Annotated in this window: 20 protein-coding genes; 6 read left to right on the forward strand and 14 right to left on the reverse strand. The window is 51.2% G+C overall.

The features are described from left to right. Positions 1–11: 11 nt before the first annotated feature. The 7 genes from AL479_RS21855 to pspA form a co-directional block, all read right to left on the reverse strand. Entirely contained in the window at positions 12–1,073 is a 1,062-nt protein-coding gene (locus AL479_RS21855) for a YcjF family protein (RefSeq protein WP_061077648.1), read from the reverse strand. After that, positions 1,070–2,467 carry a YcjX family protein gene (locus tag AL479_RS21860; RefSeq protein ID WP_061078042.1) on the reverse strand — a complete coding sequence of 466 codons (1,398 nt, stop codon included), beginning with the start codon at positions 2,465–2,467 and terminating at the stop codon, positions 1,070–1,072. Before AL479_RS21860 ends, AL479_RS21855 begins: the two co-directional genes overlap by 4 nt. 155 nt (positions 2,468–2,622) lie before the next feature. Continuing rightward, positions 2,623–3,318, reverse strand: coding sequence for an alpha/beta fold hydrolase (locus tag AL479_RS21865; RefSeq protein WP_061077649.1), 696 nt, complete (start codon positions 3,316–3,318; stop codon positions 2,623–2,625). Between the two features lie 81 nt (positions 3,319–3,399). Further along, a complete protein-coding gene (gene pspD / locus AL479_RS21870; protein WP_061077650.1) occupies positions 3,400–3,618 on the reverse strand; it encodes a phage shock protein PspD in 219 nt (72 codons plus the stop codon). Between the two features lie 17 nt (positions 3,619–3,635). Beyond that, positions 3,636–3,995: an envelope stress response membrane protein PspC gene (pspC, locus tag AL479_RS21875; RefSeq protein ID WP_043000555.1), complete on the reverse strand. Its 360-nt coding sequence runs from the start codon at positions 3,993–3,995 to the stop codon at positions 3,636–3,638. Beyond that, on the reverse strand, positions 3,995–4,219 hold the full coding sequence (gene pspB / locus AL479_RS21880; RefSeq protein WP_042318763.1) for an envelope stress response membrane protein PspB: 225 nt from the start codon (positions 4,217–4,219) through the stop codon (positions 3,995–3,997). The genes pspC and pspB overlap by 1 nt, the downstream gene beginning before the upstream one ends. 54 nt (positions 4,220–4,273) lie before the next feature. Further along, positions 4,274–4,942: a phage shock protein PspA gene (gene pspA / locus AL479_RS21885; protein WP_061077651.1), complete on the reverse strand. Its 669-nt coding sequence runs from the start codon at positions 4,940–4,942 to the stop codon at positions 4,274–4,276. 168 nt (positions 4,943–5,110) lie between these two features. Between pspA and pspF the strand changes: the two genes are divergently transcribed. From pspF to sapF, 6 genes are all read left to right on the forward strand, one after another. Continuing rightward, positions 5,111–6,085, forward strand: coding sequence for a phage shock protein operon transcriptional activator (pspF, locus tag AL479_RS21890; protein ID WP_061077652.1), 975 nt, complete (start codon positions 5,111–5,113; stop codon positions 6,083–6,085). Between the two features lie 112 nt (positions 6,086–6,197). Further along, the gene (sapA, locus tag AL479_RS21895) at positions 6,198–7,841 is read left to right on the forward strand and encodes an ABC transporter substrate-binding protein SapA (protein WP_061077653.1); all 1,644 of its coding nucleotides are present in this window, start codon (positions 6,198–6,200) and stop codon (positions 7,839–7,841) included. Further along, the gene (sapB, locus tag AL479_RS21900; protein WP_061077654.1) at positions 7,838–8,803 is read left to right on the forward strand and encodes a peptide ABC transporter permease SapB; all 966 of its coding nucleotides are present in this window, start codon (positions 7,838–7,840) and stop codon (positions 8,801–8,803) included. Before sapA ends, sapB begins: the two co-directional genes overlap by 4 nt. After that, on the forward strand, positions 8,790–9,680 hold the full coding sequence (gene sapC / locus AL479_RS21905; protein ID WP_043000550.1) for a peptide ABC transporter permease SapC: 891 nt from the start codon (positions 8,790–8,792) through the stop codon (positions 9,678–9,680). Before sapB ends, sapC begins: the two co-directional genes overlap by 14 nt. Further along, positions 9,680–10,672 carry a peptide ABC transporter ATP-binding protein SapD gene (gene sapD, locus AL479_RS21910; protein WP_046480997.1) on the forward strand — a complete coding sequence of 331 codons (993 nt, stop codon included), beginning with the start codon at positions 9,680–9,682 and terminating at the stop codon, positions 10,670–10,672. The genes sapC and sapD overlap by 1 nt, the downstream gene beginning before the upstream one ends. 1 nt (position 10,673) lies before the next feature. Further along, the gene (gene sapF, locus AL479_RS21915; RefSeq protein ID WP_043000548.1) at positions 10,674–11,480 is read left to right on the forward strand and encodes a peptide ABC transporter ATP-binding protein SapF; all 807 of its coding nucleotides are present in this window, start codon (positions 10,674–10,676) and stop codon (positions 11,478–11,480) included. Between the two features lie 49 nt (positions 11,481–11,529). Here sapF and AL479_RS21920 read toward each other — a convergent pair whose 3' ends face one another. The 7 genes from AL479_RS21920 to AL479_RS21950 form a co-directional block, all read right to left on the reverse strand. After that, positions 11,530–12,723 (reverse strand): fimbrial protein, encoded by a 1,194-nt coding sequence (locus tag AL479_RS21920; protein WP_146109684.1) that lies wholly within the window; start codon positions 12,721–12,723, stop codon positions 11,530–11,532. Positions 12,724–13,083: 360 nt separating this feature from the next. Beyond that, the gene (locus AL479_RS21925; protein ID WP_081093702.1) at positions 13,084–14,280 is read right to left on the reverse strand and encodes a fimbrial protein; all 1,197 of its coding nucleotides are present in this window, start codon (positions 14,278–14,280) and stop codon (positions 13,084–13,086) included. A gap of 9 nt (positions 14,281–14,289) precedes the next feature. After that, a complete protein-coding gene (locus AL479_RS21930; protein ID WP_105291799.1) occupies positions 14,290–16,818 on the reverse strand; it encodes a fimbria/pilus outer membrane usher protein in 2,529 nt (842 codons plus the stop codon). A 78-nt stretch (positions 16,819–16,896) separates the two neighbouring features. After that, on the reverse strand, positions 16,897–17,619 hold the full coding sequence (locus AL479_RS21935) for a fimbria/pilus periplasmic chaperone (protein ID WP_071887680.1): 723 nt from the start codon (positions 17,617–17,619) through the stop codon (positions 16,897–16,899). 43 nt (positions 17,620–17,662) lie between these two features. Further along, entirely contained in the window at positions 17,663–18,226 is a 564-nt protein-coding gene (locus AL479_RS21940; RefSeq protein ID WP_061077659.1) for a fimbrial protein, read from the reverse strand. 490 nt (positions 18,227–18,716) lie between these two features. Continuing rightward, positions 18,717–19,697 carry a fimbrial protein gene (locus AL479_RS21945; protein WP_061077660.1) on the reverse strand — a complete coding sequence of 327 codons (981 nt, stop codon included), beginning with the start codon at positions 19,695–19,697 and terminating at the stop codon, positions 18,717–18,719. 43 nt (positions 19,698–19,740) lie between these two features. Beyond that, positions 19,741–22,278, reverse strand: a complete 2,538-nt coding sequence (locus AL479_RS21950; protein ID WP_071887681.1) for a fimbria/pilus outer membrane usher protein — start codon at positions 22,276–22,278, stop codon at positions 19,741–19,743. Positions 22,279–22,305: the final 27 nt, after the last annotated feature.

A 22,305-nucleotide genomic window follows, 5' to 3' on the forward strand; every position in this document is an offset into this window, starting at 1 on the left:
CTGCGATTAGATTACTTTTCTCGCGGGGAGCCGTTTTTCTGCACCGTCTCTTTGAGCTGCCCGATCAGTTGACGCCGGAAATCTCCCAGGCGTGGTTTGTCATCATCCATCCACGGCAACGGGCGGCAAAGCTCCATCGCTTTGATCCCCAGTCGTGCGGTTAACAACCCCGCGCCGATCCCCTGCGCAGCACGGGTCGACAAGCGCGCCGCGAGATCCTGCGACATCCAGTCCATCCCCACTTCCCGCACCAGTTCGCTGGCTCCGGCGAAAGCGATGTTGAGCAACACCAGGCGGAACAGACGCAGACGGCTGTAATAGCCCAGCTCAATCCCGTACAACGTGGCGATGCGGTTAATCAGTCGCAAATTACGCCAGGCAATAAATGCCATATCCACCAGTGCCAGCGGACTGACTGCGATCATCAGCGTCGACTCCGCCGCTGAACGACTGATTTCGCGCCGCGCCTGGGCATCCAGCACCGGTTGAACCAGATGCGCGTACAGGCTAACCACTTCGCGGTCGTTTTGCGTTTCATGAATCGAGGCATACCAGCGCTGCAACGCCGGATGCGACTGGTCGATTCCGGCCTGCTGCGCCAGTTTCTCGCAGAAGGCACGCCCTTTGCCGGCACCGTGACTGTGCAGCAGGTCACGCGCTTCATCGCGCTCGTGAGCACGCTGACGCAAACGCCACAGACGTCGCCATTCGGTTGCCACCGATCCGACCCCCGCCCCAATAATCAGCGCCCCAGCCGCGCAACCCCCGAGCGCCACCCAGTCCTGGGTTTGCCAGGCGTTCATTGTCCACTGCACACCTTGTCCAACCACGCTTACGCCGAACAGCGCCAGGCCACCCATCACCATCTTGCGCCACAGACTGCGCTTCGGGCGTAGCGCTGCGTCAATCACCGCTTCGGCTTGCCCCTCTTCTTCCAGCGGTTCATCAACGGTGGCCGGGGCAAAGGACTGGGCCTGCGTCTCGCTAAACGTTTGTTGCGCTTTAAAGGCCGGGTTCTGCTCGACTTCAAGCGGACCGGCGAAATCAATCCGCGGTTTTATCGGTTCGCTCATCGCAATTTATCTCCTATTAAAAACTCCAGCGCGGCATCCAGACGAATATGCGGCAGCGGCTTATCGACGTCCATTTTTTGCGGTCGAAACGCTTCAAACTGAAACCCCTGACTGTCCCAGAACGCCTGTCCCGGCAGTCGCGCCGGCACTTCACCGGGGTAGACCGTCAGCGGGGAGCCATCGCTTAAGCGATTTCCGCGCAGCGCCGGAATCTTTTCGCCGTTAACGTCAATCAACCCGCTGGTGGTTGCCTGGACGGAAGCCAGCCCCAGACAATCCATGCTGATCCCTTCAAACGCAGCGTTCTGCCAGGCATCCTGAATCAACTGTTGCAGCAGCGACACCATATTGGCGTGCTGATCGATCGTCACATGATCCGCTTTGGTGGCGGCAAACAGCAGTTTGTCGATCACCGGCGAGAACAGCCGACGGAACAGCGTACGCTGACCATAATGGAAACTTTGCATCAGTTGGGTTAACGCAAGACGCATGTCGTTGAACGCCTGTGGCCCGCTGTTGAGCGGTTGCAGGCAATCCACCAGCACAATCTGGCGGTCGAAACGCAGAAAGTGGTTCTTATAGAACCCCTTCACCACCTTTTCGCAGTAATAGTTAAAGCGCTCACGCAGCATCCCGGCGTTGGTATGCTTGTCTGCCTGAGCCAGTTTTGATTCGCCCCACGCGTCCACATCCGGCCAGGGGAAAAATTGTAACGCTGGCGCGCCGGCCATATCACCAGGCAGAACGAACCGTCCCGGCTGGATGAAATGCAGTCCTTGCTGTTTACACTGATGCAAATAGTCCGTCCACGCCGCTGCAATGTCGGCCAGGCGGTTCTCATCGGCAGGTGCCAGCGGATCCAGCCCTTGCGTCAGCTGTCGCCATTTCGCCGACCATTCCGCCCGCTGCCCGGTAAGCAGACCGGTCATCTGCCGTGACCAGCTCAGGTAATCCTGCGCCAGCATCGGCAGGTCGAGCAGCCACTCGCCGGGATAATCAACAATTTCCAGATACAGCGTCGACGTCTCTTTGAAGTGGCGCAGCAGGGAGTCATTGGATTTATAACGTAGCGCCAGGCGAATTTCGCTAACGCCACGGGTGGGTGTCGGCCACGTCGGCGGATCGCCATACAGCTGGGCCAGCCCTTCATCGTAGGTAAAGCGAGGAATACCAAAATCGCGCTGCGGAACGCGTTTCACCCCAAGCAGGCGCTCTTCACGCACTGCGCTGAGTAGCGGCAGTCGCGCCCCGGCATGAATATTCAGCAACTGGTTAACCATCGCTGTGATAAATGCGGTTTTTCCGCTCCGGCTCAGCCCGGTGACCGCGAGGCGCAAATGCCGGTCTACGCCGCGATTAACCAGCGCATTGAGTTCATTGGTGAGTCTCTTCATCGCCATCCCGTTATGCCTGAAGACCAGAAAAAAGTATAACGCATAGCCTGTAATATGGGGTCAGGTCGTTGATTATCAACCGTGTTGTGTTGGGTGGGGTGTTCACCCGACTAACCCCGGTAAGAGAAAACAGGACAGGTCGAAATTAAATTATGCTAATGAGATAAGCAGCGTTCAAAAGCCGAGCGTACGCTTTCATAGCACTCTCTTGAACGCATCAGTTGCTCCCAGAGCGAGTTATGATCCGCCCCAGCGATCGTGAGTAGTTTCTTTTGACAGGCCTGCGTTGCCGACGTGACCAGCTTATTCGGTATCTCTGCGGGGATGATGGTGTCATTTTCGGCAGCGATAACTAACAAATCACCGGTAAATTGAGCGGCGATAGCCCAGGCATCCGTCGCGTCCCAACTGCGATCCTCGCGTATGATGGCCGAAAAATCGGGGCCGAATTTAACCGGATACGCGGATGTTGCATAAACACCCGGCACCATCAGAATCAGCGAGCGCAGTGGAACCACCTTACTGAGCTGAAGCGCATTGTATGCCCCCATGCTGACGCCCACACAACCGGTAAAAATCTGTCCCTGGAAATCCATCACCGCCTGTGCCTGCCGGGTGCGGCTGAACAGCGAGGAATCGTGAATGTCTCCCCCGGTTGCTCCATGACCTAAAAAATCGAATATCGTCGTTCCAAAACCTGACTCATCCAACATAACGCGATATTTGTGGAAAATGGTGCTGTCTTTCCCACCGCCGTGTAGCATCAGGACATGTCCATTACGGCCAGACGTACTTTCAGCGTAAAGCGTTTCGCCCTGAAAAGGGACCTGGAAAGAGTGGCTTTGCATCATGAGTGTCGCGTTATTAAAGGATGAGGTTTTCGGTTTTATCAAACCCGATAACCTCACGCAATGCCTGGTTCTACATTAGCTTCAAGAATAACGTTTTGAGATTTTCGCCGCCATACGGCTTAAAAACGGTTCCAGTGCCAGCGCCAGCAACATTTTTAGCGGACGGCGGGCGACGGATTTCACCGCCCACCCTGCGACACCCGCGGGGCCGTAGCGTAGCGCAGTCAGAAGCACCAGCTTACCTGCTATTTTCATACCGGGTTTTACCCTTTGCCCGGCGCGTTGCCAGCGATTATTCATCTCAGCCCTCTAATGACTTACAACTGACGGAAGCGGCTACGCAACGTAAACGTGTCCGAGGTGACGTAACGCTCCATTTCACGTAAGCGTTTCTCCCCCGCCGCCAGCTCTTTATCGACGATATCTAATAGCTCACCGCTGGACGGTTGCTGCTCGCCTGCGGCAAGGTTGTCCGGCATCGGATCAAGCACAAACGCCAGAATGATGTAGACGACCAGGGTGAAAAAGGCCAGCCCGAAGAAGATCGACAACACCACTAAAATACGCACCAGTTTTACCGGTACATCCAGATACTGCGCGATCCCCGCGCACACGCCCCGCAGCATGCCCTGCTGCGGAATGCGCCATAATTTTTTGTTCAGATCAATACCGCCCATTAGCGATCCCTCCAGTTCGGATGTTCCGCATCGAGAATATCTTCCAGCGCCTGGATACGTTCACGCATGCGCTGCGCGTCATCGGTCAACTGAACTAAACGTTGCTGTTCGCTTTGCGATAATTCCCCGCGACTGGAACGGTTGCTGTAATGCAGCCATAACCAAATCGGTAACACAAACAACACGAAGATGGTCAACGGAATGGCCAGAAATAGCGCGCTCATGAGGTCTCCTTACAGGTGATGAGCGGCGGCGCGTTCGGGCGCCGCCAGGTATTATTATTGCTTGTCTTGCTGCATTTTAGCTTTCAGTTGCGCCAGCTGTTCGCTGATTTCATCATCCGCTTTCAGGTCGGCAAACTGCTGATCCAACGTTTTCTGTTTGCCAAAGTTGTGGCTTTCGGCTTCCGCTTCCATGTGGTCGATGCGACGCTCGAAAGATTCAAAGCGCGCCATCGCTTCATCCAGCTTACCGCTGTCCAGTTGACGACGCACGTCACGGGATGAGTTGGCGGCCTGATGACGCAGCGTCAGCGCCTGCTGACGGGCACGGGTTTCGCTAAGTTTGTTTTCCAGCTCGCCAATCTCTTTCTTCATGCGCGTCAGCGTATCGTCGACCAGCGTCACTTCATGCTCCAGATTGCCAATCAGATCGGTCAGCTTCTGTTTTTCGATCAGCGCAGCGCGAGCCAGATCGTCTTTCTCTTTACGCAGCGCCAGCTCCGCTTTTTCCTGCCACTCTGACTGCTGAGCCGTCGCCTGTTCGATGCGGCGTGATAACTGTTTCTTTTCCGCCAGCGCACGTGCCGAATTGGAACGTACTTCAACCAGCGTATCTTCCATTTCCTGAATCATCAGACGAACCAGCTTCTGCGGATCTTCCGCTTTCTCGAGCAGTGCGTTGATGTTGGCATTCACGATGTCGGCGAAACGAGAAAAAATACCCATAATTCTATCCTCACATTTTTCTGATGTCGGGCGATGCCCTGCTGATTCTCTAATACAATCTGCGTGCCAACTTTTTAATCCATTGATTTAGCAAGGGATGTACCGTTTTACCTCGACAAAAAAACAGAGTAAAGTGGTGAAATACACTAACATGTGGCGAAATTCATCATGGCAGAATACAAAGATAATTTGTTAGGGGAAGCCAACAGCTTTCTGGAGGTACTGGAGCAGGTTTCCCGCCTCGCACCGCTGGACAAGCCGGTACTGATTATCGGCGAACGCGGTACCGGGAAGGAGCTGATTGCCAACCGCCTGCATTATCTCTCCTCTCGTTGGCAGGGGCCGTTTATTTCGCTTAACTGCGCGGCGCTGAATGAAAACCTGCTCGACAGCGAACTGTTCGGCCATGAAGCCGGGGCATTCACCGGGGCGCAAAAGCGCCATCCCGGACGTTTTGAACGGGCCGACGGCGGCACGCTGTTTCTGGATGAACTCGCCACCGCCCCAATGCTGGTGCAGGAAAAACTGCTCAGAGTGATTGAATACGGTGAGCTCGAGCGCGTCGGCGGCAGCCAGCCATTACAGGTGAACGTGCGGCTGGTTTGCGCGACCAATGCGGATCTTCCGGCGATGGTTAGCGAAGGGGCCTTTCGGGCCGATTTGCTGGACCGACTGGCGTTCGACGTGGTGCAACTGCCGCCTCTGCGTGAGCGTCAGGCGGATATCATGCTCATGGCGGAACACTTTGCCATCCAGATGTGCCGTGAAATTCGTCTGCCGCTGTTCCCCGGATTTACTTCGCGTGCCAGAGAGACGCTACTGAACTACGGCTGGCCGGGGAATATCCGCGAACTAAAAAACGTGGTCGAGCGTTCGGTATACCGGCACGGCACCAGTGAGGCGCCGCTGGATGAGATTGTGATCGACCCCTTTAAACGCCACGTGCCAACGCCCCCCATCGCAGACACCGCAGCAACGGGTCCTTCGCTGCCCCTCGATTTACGCGAATTTCAGCAACAGCAGGAGAAAACGCTACTGCAATCGAGTCTGCAACAGGCAAAATTTAACCAGAAACGGGCAGCGGAATTGCTGGGGCTGACCTATCACCAGTTGCGCGCATTGCTCAAAAAACATCAGATTTAGCACTTCCCGCCCCCTGATTGCGCATATTTACGCCAGTTGCCCGCAGACATTTGTACCTGGCGGGCGATAGTGCGATACACTTTGCAAATCGTACCTAAAAACCTTAAAAATTATGCGCCTGGTTTTATCGTCTCTGATCGTGATGGCTGGACTTCTGAGTGGTCAGGCTATTGCTGCGCCTGAAACCGCCCCGCGTGAAGATATTCGCGACAGTGGCTTTGTCTATTGCGTGAGTGGGCAGGTCAACACCTTTAATCCGCAAAAAGTGAGCAGTGGGCTGATCGTCGACACCCTGGCCGCCCAGCTCTATGACCGGCTGCTGGATGTTGATCCCTATACTTATCGTCTGGTCCCGGAACTGGCGGAAAGCTGGGAGGTGCTGGATAACGGCGCAACCTATCGCTTCCACCTGCGTCGCGATGTGGCATTTCAAAAAACGGCCTGGTTTACGCCTACGCGTAAACTGAATGCCGACGACGTGGTTTTTACCTTTCAGCGCATCTTTGATCGCAACCATCCGTGGCATAACGTCAACGGCGGCAATTTCCCCTATTTCGACAGTCTGCAGTTCGCCGATAACGTACAGAGCGTGCGTAAGCTCGATAACAACACCGTAGAATTTCGTCTGACGCAACCGGACGCCTCTTTCTTATGGCATCTGGCGACCCATTACGCATCCGTAACATCAGCCGAATATGCCGCGCAGTTAACAAAACAGGATCGCCAGGAGCAGCTCGACCGCCAGCCGGTAGGTACCGGTCCGTTCCAGCTTTCCGAATATCGTGCCGGGCAATACATCCGTCTGCAACGTCATGAAAAATTCTGGCGAGGTAAGCCGCTGATGCCGCAGGTGGTAGTGGATCTGGGATCCGGCGGAACCGGACGTTTATCGAAACTGCTTACCGGTGAATGTGATGTACTGGCCTGGCCTGCCGCCAGCCAGTTGACGATCCTGCGTGACGATCCGCGTCTGCGTCTGACGCTGCGTCCGGGGATGAATATCGCCTATCTGGCGTTTAACACCGATAAACCCCCGTTGAATAATCCGGCGGTTCGCCACGCCCTGGCGCTGGCCATCAATAACCAGCGTCTGATGCAGTCTATCTATTACGGCACGGCGGAAACGGCAGCCTCTATTTTACCTCGCGCCTCGTGGGCGTATGACAACGAGGCTAAAATAACAGAATACAATCCGGCCAAATCCCGTGAGCAGCTCAAAGCGCTGGGACTGGAGAATCTGACGCTGCGACTGTGGGTGCCAACCAGTTCGCAGGCGTGGAACCCCAGTCCGTTAAAAACCGCTGAGCTTATCCAGGCGGACATGGCGCAGGTTGGGGTGAAAGTGGTGATTGTACCGGTTGAAGGTCGTTTCCAGGAGGCGCGGTTGATGGACATGAACCATGATCTGACGTTGTCCGGCTGGGCAACTGACAGTAATGACCCGGACAGTTTCTTCCGCCCGTTACTCAGCTGCGCGGCCATCAATTCACAGACTAACTTCGCCCACTGGTGCAATCCGGAGTTCGACAACGTGCTGCGCAAAGCGCTCTCTTCTCAGCAGCTTTCTGCGCGTATTGATGCGTATGATGAAGCGCAGAACATCCTCGCCAAAGAGTTGCCAATCCTGCCGCTCGCCTCGTCACTGCGCCTGCAGGCCTATCGGTATGACATTAAAGGCCTAGTGTTAAGCCCGTTTGGTAATGCTTCCTTCGCCGGCGTGTCGCGCGAAAAAAACGATGAGGTGAAAAAACCATGATTATCTTCACCCTGCGTCGTTTGCTGTTGCTGATGGTCACGCTGTTTTTTCTGACCTTTATTGGCTTCAGTCTGAGCTATTTTACGCCGCATGCGCCGCTACAAGGCGCATCGTTGTGGAATGCGTGGGTGTTCTGGTTCAATGGCCTCATCCACTGGGACTTTGGCGTCTCCAGCATCAACGGACAGCTTATCTCTGAACAGCTCAAAGAGGTCTTCCCGGCCACGATGGAACTCTGCACGCTGGCGTTCGGCTTTGCGCTAATGGTGGGAATTCCGGTGGGTATGCTGGCTGGCATTACCCGCAACAAGTGGCAGGATCGCTTGATCAGCGCCCTCGCCCTGCTCGGCTTTTCAATCCCCGTGTTCTGGCTGGCGCTCCTGCTGACCCTTTTCTTTTCCCTGACCCTCGGCTGGCTGCCGGTGTCGGGCCGATTCGATCTGCTCTACGAAGTGAAGCCGGTCACCGGTCTGGCTATTGTCGACGCCTGGATCTCTGACTCTCCCTGGCGCGATGAGATGGTAATGAGCGCCGTGCGCCATATGGTCTTGCCCGTGCTGACGCTGGCGGTTGCGCCGACCACGGAAGTGATTCGCCTGATGCGTATCAGTACCATTGAAGTGTTTGATCAGAACTACGTGAAGGCCGCGGCCACGCGCGGTTTGTCACGGTTTACGATCCTGCGCCGCCATGTACTGCATAACGCCTTACCGCCGGTGATCCCCCGCCTCGGCTTACAGTTCTCAACGATGCTGACGCTGGCGATGATCACCGAGATGGTCTTTAGCTGGCCGGGTCTCGGTCGCTGGCTAATTAACGCCATCCGTCAGCAGGACTACGCGGCGATTTCCGCTGGCGTGATGGTGATCGGTTCGCTGGTCATCATCGTCAACGTGATTTCCGACATTTTGGGTGCTATGGCTAACCCTCTGAAACATAAGGAATGGTATGCCTTACGATAGCGTTTATAGCGAAAAGCGCCCGCCGGGTACGCTGCGCACCGCATGGCGCAAATTTTATGGCGATACGACAGCAATGGTCGGCCTGTACGGCTGCGCGGGACTGGTGGTGTTATGCCTGTTCGGCAACTGGTTTGCGCCGTATGGCATCGATCAGCAGTTCCTCGGTTATCAGTTGCTGCCGCCCTCCTGGTCACGCTATGGCGAAGTCTCCTTCTTCCTCGGTACTGACGATCTGGGACGCGATGTTCTGAGCCGTCTGCTCAGTGGCGCGGCCCCCACCGTGGGCGGCGCGTTTGTCGTTACCCTCGCCGCCACGCTGTGCGGACTGTTTCTCGGCGTGGTCGCCGGAGCAACACACGGTCTGCGTTCCGCCGTGCTGAACCATATTCTCGATACCCTGCTGTCGATTCCGTCCCTGCTGCTGGCGATTATCGTGGTCGCCTTCGCCGGGCCGCATTTAACCCATGCCATGTTTGCCGTCTGGCTGGCGCTGCTGCCGCGCATGGTCCGTTCGGTTTACAGCATGGTGCATGACGAACTGGAAAAAGAATACGTCATCGCGGCGCGTCTTGATGGCGCCTCGACGCTGAACATCCTCTGGTTCGCCATATTGCCCAACATTACCGCGGGGCTGATCACCGAAATCACCCGTGCGCTGTCGATGGCGATACTGGATATTGCCGCGCTCGGTTTTCTCGATCTTGGCGCGCAACTCCCCTCTCCCGAATGGGGTGCGATGCTGGGCGATGCGCTGGAGCTGATTTACGTTGCGCCGTGGACGGTGATGCTGCCCGGTGCGGCCATCATGATCAGCGTCCTGCTGGTCAACCTGCTGGGTGACGGCGTTCGCCGCGCGATCATTGCGGGGGTGGAATAATGCCATTACTGGATATCCGCAACCTGACCATTGAATTTAAAGCTGGCGAAGAGTGGGTCAAAGCCGTCGACCGCGTCAGTATGACCTTGAGCGAAGGTGAAATTCGCGGGCTGGTGGGTGAATCCGGTTCTGGTAAGAGCCTGATCGCCAAAGCCATTTGCGGCGTCGCCAAAGACAACTGGCGCGTCACCGCCGACCGAATGCGTTTTGACGATATCGACCTGCTACGCCTTTCGCCACGTGAACGACGCAAACTGGTGGGACATAACGTTTCGATGATCTTCCAGGAGCCGCAGTCGTGTCTGGATCCGTCCGAGCGCGTGGGTCGCCAGTTGATGCAAAACATTCCGGCGTGGACCTACAAAGGCCGCTGGTGGCAGCGTATTGGCTGGCGGAAACGTCGCGCCATTGAACTGCTGCACCGCGTGGGGATTAAAGATCATAAAGACGCCATGCGCAGCTTCCCGTATGAACTGACCGACGGTGAATGCCAGAAAGTGATGATCGCCATTGCGCTGGCAAATCAACCGCGACTGCTGATTGCGGACGAACCAACTAACGCAATGGAACCGACCACCCAGGCGCAGATCTTCCGCCTGCTGACGCGGCTGAATCAGAACAGCAATACCACCATTTTGCTGATCAGCCATGACCTGCAAATGCTCAGCCAGTGGGCGGATAAAATTAACGTGCTGTACTGTGGTCAGACGGTGGAAACCGCGCTGAGCAAAGAGCTGGTGACGACGCCGCATCATCCGTACACCCAGGCGCTGATCCGCGCCATTCCTGACTTTGGTAGCGCCATGCCGCACAAAAGTCGTCTGAACACCATGCCCGGAGCCATCCCTTTGCTGGAACAATTGCCCATCGGCTGCCGTCTTGGGCCGCGCTGTCCCTACGCACAGCGCGAATGTATTGAAACGCCGCGTCTGACCGGGGTGAAAAACCATCTCTACGCCTGTCATTTCCCGCTGAATATGGAGAGAGAGTGACATGGTCGAGACCTTACTTGAAGTGCGTAATCTGAGTAAAACCTTCCGCTATCGGACAGGCTGGTTTCGCCGTCAGACCGTAGAAGCCGTGAAACCATTGAGCTTTACGCTGCGCGAAAGGCAGACGCTGGCCATCATCGGCGAGAACGGTTCCGGCAAATCCACGCTGGCCAAAATGCTGGCAGGAATGGTTGAGCCAACCAGCGGCGAGTTACTGATTGACGATCATCCGCTCGAATTTGGTGATTATTCGTTTCGCAGCCAGCGCATCCGCATGATTTTCCAGGACCCGTCGACCTCGTTGAACCCGCGTCAGCGTATTTCGCAGATCCTTGATTTTCCACTGCGTCTGAATACCGATCTGGAGCCGGAACAGCGGCGCAAGCAGATTATTGAGACCATGCGGATGGTAGGACTGCTGCCCGATCATGTCAGCTACTACCCGCATATGCTGGCGCCTGGACAAAAACAGCGTCTGGGACTCGCCCGCGCAATGATTCTGCGCCCGAAAGTGATTATTGCCGATGAAGCGCTGGCGTCGCTTGATATGTCGATGCGCTCGCAGTTAATCAACCTGATGCTGGAACTACAGGAAAAACAGGGAATTTCGTACATCTACGTCACCCAGCATCTGGGCATGATGAAACACATCAGCGACCAGGTACTGGTGATGCACCAGGGTGAAGTGGTCGAGCGCGGTAGCACCGCCGACGTGCTGGCCTCTCCGCTGCATGAACTGACAAAACGATTAATCGCCGGTCATTTTGGCGAAGCGCTGACGGCAGATGCGTGGCGAAAGGACAGGTAATTCATTTATCGGAAAGACAACAAAGGCAGGGTTCTCTCTGCCTTTTTGTTTACTGATAGTTGGCGATAACCTGCACGACGGCATTTGCCGGGCCGGGTTGCGTTTTTCCTGTCGTGCGGATATAGCGGGCAGCCATTTTGATGGTGTTATCAAGGCCGACTAGTCCATTACCGCCGATAGGTGTGTCACCCCCGCTAAAGGCCGCATTCAGAGAATGAGCATCGACATAACTGTTTACTATTACCGGTTTCGAGGGTTCGGCTAAGTTTTGGGTGCTGTAATCGCCCCAGGCCAGCTGAATGCCGTAACCCTGTGCACCGGTGCCGTCGAGGCCGATAATACCTCGGTTGGCGTCTAGGGTTTCGGTATAGGGTACGATGCTGATTTGGACTCGGCCGTTTTGTTTGTTATTAGCCGTAATTTTTGCACCAGGCGAAAGTTGATAGGGATAATTGGTATTTGACTGGGCATCTGCCGATCCACCATATCCATAGGCATCGGGGCAAACAAGTTTAAAACTAGCATCCTTCCAGGACGAATGCCCGTTTGAACCATCATAATCCCCCATATCAACATTAATGTTGTCACCTTCAACATTGCATGTCCCTACCTGAAATATAAGAGTCCCGTGTAAAATTCTTGAGTTATTAATATAATAACTGTATTGAGAGGTAATTATTCTATCAATCTGACTGCTCGTTACACTGTCATACGAGCCCACGCCGATCAGCCCTGCAACTTCAGGCCCTGTCACAGATATCGCACCGTTATTTAAAGGAATTTTTTCCCCAGAAATTTTCCAATACTTAATATTAATAATGTAACTACTCCCTTGGCTTGGCGAGTCATAACCATAAGCTGTCTCAGGAAATACCTTTAACGCGTGCCCATTGCTAGAGCGAACAGATATACCAATCCCAGGAACATCTGTTTTATAAATAACATCGCTATCAGTTTCCTTTACTTCAGCACCCGCTGAAAGCAATGTAAATTGACTATCATTCCAACTATTGCAATTTGCATAAAGTCGACCAAAAACCACATTATCCATTTCATAAATAACTTGCCAGTCTGCCAAGTCAGATCCTAATGTTATATTCACATTAGCTGGTTTCAATTCCAGATTAGTATGCATTGATGTCCAGTCTGGTTGCGAACTTGACGGTTCACAATCGTAAGTGCCTGCCCATGCGGAACAAACCTGAAAACAAAAACCAATAATAACGAACTTAAAAACAGACATAGGATTACCCTGCTGATAAACAATGAAATACCGTTTTACGGTTTTTATCGTTATCGGTGAAATTCAGAGAAAAAATTCATCCCGATCCCGACGATATTCATCCGCATTTGCATGCCATCTCATAGATTTTGATGCTTTAAAAATTAAATAAGAAGAACAAGGTATCATTGCGCAGATATTGCGCAATCATATTTCAGTCCAGAAAAAGATAAACAAGATATTTTTTGTAAATCCATTTACAATTTTTTGTGCGAGTGATGTCACCGGCGGTTGATCAAGTGCGACTAATGAATGAGGTTGGTTTGTTAAGAAGGATCGGTGTTGAAGGCAAAAGCAGCAGAGCTTTCTCTGCCACTTTTGTTACTGATAATTGGCAATCACCTGCACGACGGCGTTTGCCGGGCCAGGTTGCGTTTTTCCTGTCGTGCGGATATAGCGGGCGGCCATTTTGATGGTGTTATCAAGGCCGACTAGTCCATTACCACCGATAGGTGTGTCGTCTGCGCTGAAGGCGGCATTAAGAGAGTGGGCGTCGACGTAACTGTTTACTATTACCGGTTTCGAGGGTTCGGCTAAATTTTGGGTGCTGTAATCGCCCCAGGCCAACTGGATGCCGTAGCCCTGCGCGCCGGTGCCGTCGAGGGCGATAATGCCTCGGTTGGCGTCTAGGGTTTCGGTATAGGGAACGATGCTGATTTGGACTCGGCCGTTTTTAGAAGCATTCGCCTTGGTTGTATGATTTTTTGGTAAATTGTAGGGGCTGCTGTTGTCATCGTTAGCCTCCACTGAGCCGTTATATCCGTACGCTGTAGGGCAATCTAATTTGAAGCTAGCATCCTTCCAGTCAGAATGACCATTTGCACCATCGTAATCACCTAGCTTCACAATAATGTTATCACCTTCAATATTACAGGTTCCTGGTTGAAACATCATCGTTGCATGTAATATTCTTGAATTCACCAGAAATGCGCTACCTCCATCAAAAATACGGTCAGGCTCATCACTTTGAAAAGTATAGCCGCTGCCCATATAAACTTCAGCCACTTCTGGCCCAGTAACCGAAATTGCCCCACCCGTCATAGGAATATTCTCACCTGGTATTTTCCAGAATTTGACTGTTATACGAAATACAGTACCATACTCGGCGTAACCATAATGAATAACATAAGGGAAAGGCTTTAATGCATTATAATTAGCATAGTGACTATCGGTAACAGAAATACCAATACCAGGCACCTCGGTTCTATAAATAACATCCTGTCCTATTTGCCCAATTTGTTCAAAGCTATAAAACATAGTGTAATACAGCTGTGTATTTCCAGCCGTGCAGCGAATATCCGAATGTCCAACGACGATATCACTTATCTGGTAAATAAGCGCCCAATCTGATAACTGTGACCCTAAAGTTATATTTACATCTGAGGGTTTTAACTCATAGTTAGTATGGACCGTAGTCCAATCGTCAGTATTTCCATTAACATTGCAAGTATCTACTACTGCTAAAGCTGAATAAATATGAAAACAAATAACGATAACAATTAACTTAAAAACAGACATAGGCTCACCCTACTGGCAAACGCTGGTAAAGCGCTGAATGGTATTTTTGCTATCTTTATCCGGGTCAGAGGAGTCCAGCACATAGGCTACCCGGCATTGAGAGCGGTCGTCTTCACCCCATTTGACGGTCAGCACCCCTTTCGGTTTGCTGACCTTGACGTAAATCACCCCGCCCTGCGATACCGCGCCGATCGTGGTGTTATCATCATCCACAATATCCGCGCCAAACGGCAGCGGTTCTTCTTTCCAGGTGGAGACAATCAGCAGCGGCGTACCGGTATGGGTGTTAAATTTCACTTTCACCACCGACCCTGCGCGCGGCACCACGTTCTGCGAGGTATTTTCAAACTCGACGCCTAAGTCCGACCCTTCCGGGTTAATCGCCACGTGGTTTTGCTGGTACGGGATCAGTGAAGGCGACAGCGCATAGCCAGAAGAATCCACCGTTGCACCGCCATAACCGGCCACTTCAGCCCCTTCCGCGCCTTTGGCTTCAATCAACGCATAGCTGTCACTGTTGTACGGCGAAAACGTCACACCGCCAGAATGCACGACCACCCCGCCAGACATCCCGACGGACGTGCTGTTGTAGCCGCTGCCGGTGCTGTAACTGCCGTTCAGCGTGGCCTTGCTTCCCGCCCATGAACCGCTGACGTTGCCAGAACTTCCCGAATAGTTGTCATGAGAGCCACTGACGTTGTAACCGTACTGACTGGTGTTGCCGAATGAACCCGAAAGGTTAACCTGCTCACCACGCTGACCATCGCTGTCTTCGTTGTAACGCATACTCATATATGGCACCGAACCGGCATGCCCCGGCCACAACGGCATAGAAAGCGTGAGATACCAGCTGGTTTGATCCTCGCCGGTGCCCGATTTATTACGGCTGGCGTTGATACTGTAATTGAGCCATTTATAGCTGTTGGAATAGCCAATCTGGTACTGCGTGTTGTAGCCGTTGCCGCTGTTCCAGTAGTTTTGCATCGAAGAACTGATATAGATATTTCCAAGACCGGCCGGTAATCCCTGATTCAGGCTTACTGAAAACTGGTTCTTAGAACGCCAGACTGAATTTGGGTCCTCATCATGATTTACCGCATCGCGCGTCTGTACGGCGGTTTGTAAATCCATATAGCCGGAACTGGAATAGCGATACGCCGCAATAGAGATATTGCTGTTGGTGGAATCAATGAGTTTGCTGTAGCTAACACGATAACTTTGCCCGACCAGATCGCCCGTTTCTCCTCCGAGGTGGCTCCAGGCCTGGGTCACGTCTGCGCTGACTGCCCCTGCTTCTGTCCCCACGGCCCCCCCCGCCAACACGGCCTGATAGTTCTGGCTGTATTGTGCACCGGTATAAACTGTCAGGATGTTGGTAATACCACGCATAAAGGTCACTTCATAGAACAGTGGCTTTTCCGACGTATTGTAGTCATCCATTTTGCCTGCGGTCGCAGTGAATTGCTGAGCGCCAGGACGCAGGGATTGCGCCAGTGAAGAGTAAGGAATGGAATACTGCTGCAACGTGCCGTCGGCTTCTTCCACGGTAACATCCAGATCGCCGCCATAACCCGTAGGCCCCAGATCGTCTATCAGAAAAGCGCCGGGGGGAACGGTGGTTTGATACAGAATATTACCCGACTGCCGTACCGTGACTTTGGCATTGGTCTTGGCCACGCCTCTGATTTCCGGTGCATATCCGCGCTGAGATGCAGGTAACATGCGATCATCAGTTGCCAGCTGCGCACCGGTATAGGACACCGTATTAAACATCTGCCCGGAAGTGTAATACTGCCCGAGGTAAAGATGGCCGCGAACGGCTTCGATATCCCTCTGCACATAAGTATTGTTGCTCTGGTAACGCCCGCCCATATCCTGATCCCAGTTATAGGAGCCATTATGCCGGAAGTACCATTTGCCGATATTAAGCCCGGCATTAAGAGAAGAATAGAATGAACGCGACGTATCCATACCGCTGTAATGCGATTCATAGCCGTTCATGTAGTAACCCAGCATCAATGCCGGAACGCCGCTGTCCCAGAGTGAGGGGTCAATATTACCGCGTGCTGTATGCTGTAAGTAGACTTGCGGAACGTCAATATTAAGTTGTTGCCGGTCAGCATCGAACTTCACTGTCGCACCTGTAATCAACTGTGGCAGATCGGTACAGGCCGCCGCTTCTGTTAATGCCTTACGCACAGCGAAAGGCAGTTTTTCATTGTTCAAATTAACAAGTTTTATAATATCCGGAGATAAACAGGGTTCAACTTTATTTTTGTTTTCTTCGCTTGATTTAAACGTCACCTCCTGGTGACTTATCATATTCTGATTCACAAGGATATCAATACGGTATTTCCCCGGAAGTACGTTTGAGCCATACACAAAACGGCTTACATCAATCTGACTTTGCCCTTCCTGGCGTAATAAACTTGGATCAAATTCCGCGATATTACTTTCAGCGTCTGGAGTGGCGGCTTTTTCTTCTTTGATGGCAGTAGCGACGTCATCTGCATGAACAATAGTTGATGCAAACAGCATAAATGTTGAAAAACAACATACATGAATTTTTAGAGAAAAATATTTTCTTGTGGACACGCCTGCCACCCTGAGAAGAAATTAGCTTTTCGCTTTATGATTTATGAGCGCTCCATAGTCATTAATGGTGTCAAATGAAAGCCCATCAATGTTGCCACTGTTTTTCAGAGAGAACGTATGCGACTCTCCAGGCGCAATCATTGCGCCTTTGGCTTCTGATGAAACACCACTTCCTTTGAAGTTAATAGCGAATACCGTCACGTTATATTTTGAATTATTTTGTGCTGTAGCATTCTGCCCATTCAGACGCCAGTGCAAATTATCGGCCGCTTGAATACTGTCACCTTCTAAACCTTCAGGTCGATAAAAGAGTTTTATCCTTGTGCGGAAAACCACATTCAATTTTTGCTGACTGGCTTCTTGTTTTTTATCTTTTGACGGGACCTCCAGCACGTTTAGCCAGTATACCGATTCCTTGTCCTGAGGGAGCGCAGGGACACCGGTGTAACTGATACGAATGGTCTGGCCTTTATCCGGATCGACCCGATTGACCGGAGGGGACAATACAAAGGGAACAGAAATTTTTTCCGGTGTAGCATTTTCATTCCCGGTATCAATCCAGCTTTGAATCAATACCGGTCTTGTATTTTTGTTCGTCAGACTGATGGTGACTTCATTTTTATTTCCCTGATATATTACTCTGGTTCCATTCATCACAATGCTGGCATAATTCGGCTGACTGATCGCCATGCCTGCGCTGGCAATAAAAATTGCCCATGCCGTTTTTTTTGATAACAACTTCATATACGATACCTAGGTTTTAATCAGGGAAATAACTTTCGAAAAATTACGGATAGACTAATTCATAATTCACAGTACTGGATACATCACCCGATGTCGCACCGCCTGCCGCTGAATAATACTGAACATAATAATCCATAACGGTATCGCCATCCTCAACGATATCCGTAGTGACGATACCCGTAGACTGAGCAGGATCATTCACCTTAATCTGATTCAATTTTGAATCAAGCAGCTCAAATTGCACTTTAGTCGCGGCCCCTGTCCCCACGGTATTGTCAAGATAACCCAGGTTATCTGCATGCGAACTGGTAAAATATGCCGCCATTTTAGTTTTTGCCGGTGTCCCCAAAGCACAGTTAGACGCTACAATAGAAAATTGCGTTTGCTGTGCAGTGGACCCGGCACCACTCAGTTCTGTCGCCGGAACAGGAATCAACGCAACGGTCCCCGTACCGTCCGCTCCCAGTACTTTTCCCGCAGCATCAACAAGTTTCACATCGCAGGTTACGTCTGTGATGGATCCCGTAAAAGTAATGGTGTTAGTTGCATGGCTGACACCGCTCATTAATAATGCGGAAGCCAAAACAGAGTATGAGAGATATTTCATAACTTATTCCTTTAATACATTTAGCGATTAGCAATATAGACACGCGAATCCGATTCTGAGCCTACACCAGGATGAAGTAGTCAATATTAAAAGCAGTCACTAATTACTCACATGTACAAGCATACTAATAGAATGCTTTCCTGTAATCTATGAATACGCTTATTAATATTACATATACTCTGCATCTGAATAATATTATATTTTAAATCTATATTATGACAATATCTAATCAGTCCAATTCTGGACGTACGTAACATCAGATAACATGAGGATAATTATCATTTTGTGGCTTTTTTACAATAATCCACCATTATTTCACATACAATTCAGAAACAATCAGAGATCAATATAGCTACACTTTGATTATTGGAACTAACAATAGTGATGAGATGAATACATCTGGAAACGTCAGTAGCAAAATTTATCGGCAGATACGGAACAAAAGACATGGCAGTTTTCTGCTCCTGTGCATTAGAAGGGTTATCAGTTGTTATTTGTAGGATAGCGTGTACACCATCGATGCTGAGACCTTACCTGCTGTTATTTGTGTAGCCTTAGTTTTGTAATAGCGAACCTGCATCGGAATTGAGTATCCCCCCATCGATGACGTTCCGGTATAGAAGGTTTCGTCAAATGCTGCCGGATTGTTGTTAAATAATATCTGCAGTCCAACACCTGAAGAATCACCTTGCGCACTATTGTTCGCCAGCACGCCTTTTCCCCGTGCATCCTGATCTTCCGTACCATCGAGTAACACGCTGACTGCAACATTTCCCTGGCAGTTAAGCTTTATCGCAAAATCTGTTGCTTCGCTGGTACTTCCCTGATGTGGCAGGCTTGAGTTTGCTATAGATTCAAGAGGCACTATGGCTGGAGTTGTCGGATCAAGATCGCAGGTATGAACAGGAATAGGAACATCGTTTTTCAGGATAAAGATCCAGGTTCTGGTCCATCCCCATGTACTGGCTGAACGTTGGTCGAGCGAAAGCCTGGCTATTTCTGTTCCTGCCTTAAGAATAAGATCATCATCGATGGTTATACCGACCCGTTTGACATAAATTTTAATTGCCAGCGGTTCTGTTACTGATTTAGCACCTCCAGAAAGGGGGTCGCAGTTCACATCGCTTTCAACTGGCCAAACGCAAATCGCGAAAGCCGTTGTATCCGGATATGTTGACGTGGGTGTCTGAAAATATCCCATATATCCTTCTTTAGCTAACTCATTGGAAATTGTGAATGTCTTCGTGCGTAAGGCATCGTTTTGCGAACCATTACCAATATTTCCATGACATGTGGTGTATGTACTCATGTCCGACACCAGCGCCATTTCATTGGAATCCGTAAGTGTAAGATCAACATAAACGGTTGTTGCACCGTCACAACCAAAAGCATGAGATTTAACTGGCATCAATATCGTCATGACGCCAATGAGTAAAAAAAGCCAGCAAGGTCTGTATAATTTTAAAAACATGGTATTCCTTTAGCGGTCATATATAGTACTGGCTGCAAACTATTTAGCCACATATATGACTAAAACGTTGAATGGCATTTTCCTGCCCGCCTTCCTGAACGGGGGCCAGCATGTAACTCACAGAGCAAGATGAACCGGCGTCATCCCCCCACTTCACACGCAACTGCCCTTTCGGGTTTGCTACACGGGCATAAATAACACTACCCTGGGCAACAATACCGACGCTGTGATCGTGTTCATCGAACACTTCAGCGCCGAAAGGCAGCGGACTCCCCTTCAGCGTTGAGCTGATCAGAATGGGCGTTCCTTTGTCAGCATTGAACGTTACTTTCACCACCGCGCCATAGCGAGGTACAATTTTTTGCGAGGTGTTATCCAGTTCTATATTGCGCGAGGTTCCTTTCGGATCAATGACCACATCGTTCATCTGATAAGGGTTCGATGCTGGCAATAGGGCATATCCAAAACGATCGACTGAAACACCGGGATATGAGGGGACAGTGGCCCCTTCCGCGCCTTTGGCTTCCACCAGCGTAAAAGTATCGCTGGTGTATGGTGACGCGGTGATCCCGCCGGAATGCGCCACCAGCGAACCGGACATCCCCAGCGATGCGCTATGATAGTCAGGACCTTTACTGTAGCTGCCGCTGAGTTGAGAAATGGCACCACGATACGATCCCCCGAAGCTGCCAGAACTCCCTGCGTTGCTGTCATGCGACCCGCTGACGTTCCAGGTGTACTGGTTAGTCGCCCCGGCATTCCCCGAGATCACCGCCTGTTCGTTTGACCCGCCTTCCGTGTCCTGGTTGTAACTGAGACTCATCTGCGGCGCATAGGTGCTACTGTGACTTTCCCACAGCGGAAATGACAAATTCAGATAGTAGCTGATCTGGCTTTCTCCCCACGCATCCTGGCTGCGGCTGACATTGATGCTGTAATTCAGTTGGTTATAGCGATTGGAATAGCCAAACTGATACTGGCGGTTAAAATTATCCTGATTCCAGTAATCTTCCAGAGATCCGCTGAGATAGATTTGTCCCCATTCATCCGGCAGCCCCTGACTGATCGTCACCGTAAAACGATTCTTCTGTCTCTGGATGGTATTGGGGTCTTCGCCATCATGAATCGCCTGAATACTCTCCATTGCAGTCATATAGTCCATGTAACCGCTGCTGGAGAAGCGATAAGCCGCAAGCGTGATGTTGCTGTTTGTCTCAGTAACCAGTTTGCTGTAACTCAGCTGATAACTTTGCCCTGACAGTTTCTTGTTCTGAGGCGACGGCAAACGGGCTTCAGATTGCGTGATGTCAAAAGCCAGTGCGCCAATCGACATTCCCAGCGCAGCCCCCAGTTTTACGGCCAGATAATCCTGGTTGGCCTGTACTCCGCCATAGCCGGTAAGGGTATTGCTGAACCCACGCTGATAGGTCGCTTCAAGCAGCGAGGGATCGTTCGGCACGTTATCACTGCGCAATTTACCGGCACTGAGGCTGTAGCGTTGGCTGCCTGACCTCAATAGCTGTGACACCGCAGCATAAGGAATGGAGTAATTTTGCTGTGACCCATCAGCCTCCTCTATGGTGACATCAAGATTGCCGCCATATCCCGTAGGGTAAAGATCGTTAATGACAAACGCGCCCGGAGAAACGGTTGTTTCATAAATTGTTGCGCCCCCCTGTTTAACCGTCACTTTGGCGTTGGTTTTCGCAATGCCGCGAATTTCTGGGGCATAACCACGTTGCGACTCCGGCAGCATACGCTCATCACTAGAGACCTGAATCCCGGTAATCGGAACCGTATCGAAAAGTTGCCCGCTGGTATTGGACTGCCCAACCAGCATACGTCCGGATATCCGCGGTAAATCGTGCTGGAGATAGGTATTGAGAACGGTATACCGCCCTCCAGTCCCATTCGCCCAGTTGTACGATCCATTGTGGCGAAGATACCAGGATCCGATGTTCAGTCCGCTGTTAATGGATGAATAATATGTTTTAGATTCATACCCATTACTTTGCGATTGATAGGCATTCATGTTGTAACTCAGCATCAGCGCCGGGATACCACTGTCCCACATGGAAGACGGTACCGATCCTCTAGGCTGAGTATTGATATAAATTTGCGGGACAGAAATATTCAACTGCTGAGCCTGGTTATCAAATTCCAGAGTGGCTTCAGGAATGATTTTTTTCATGTCGACGCATTGCGCATCTGCTGTTAACGAATCCCACTGGTTAACGCTAATTCGATCTTTGTTAAAATTGATCAAATTCAGTACCGCGACGGGAATGCATGGCGTGACTTTTTTACTGTCTGTCGTTTTAAACTCGACTTCAGCCACTGTCAGTAAATGTTTATTAAGCGTAACCCCTACTTTGTAAACACCAGGCAGGACATATGTACCCTTGGCGAAACGGCTGAGATCGACCGACTGCCCAACTGGCAGCTTTACAAAAGATGACTCGAATTCGATATCATCTCCATCTGATGGTGCCGTAACCTCACCAGGCGTTGCAGCCAGGGAATATTGCACAACAAAAATATTGACAGCTAAAAAAAATATAAAAGAGAATAATATTGTCATAATAGTCGCTACCAGAGGCAGAAAGCT

The organism is Citrobacter amalonaticus, from assembly GCF_001559075.2.
Lineage (GTDB): Bacteria > Pseudomonadota > Gammaproteobacteria > Enterobacterales > Enterobacteriaceae > Citrobacter_A > Citrobacter_A amalonaticus_F.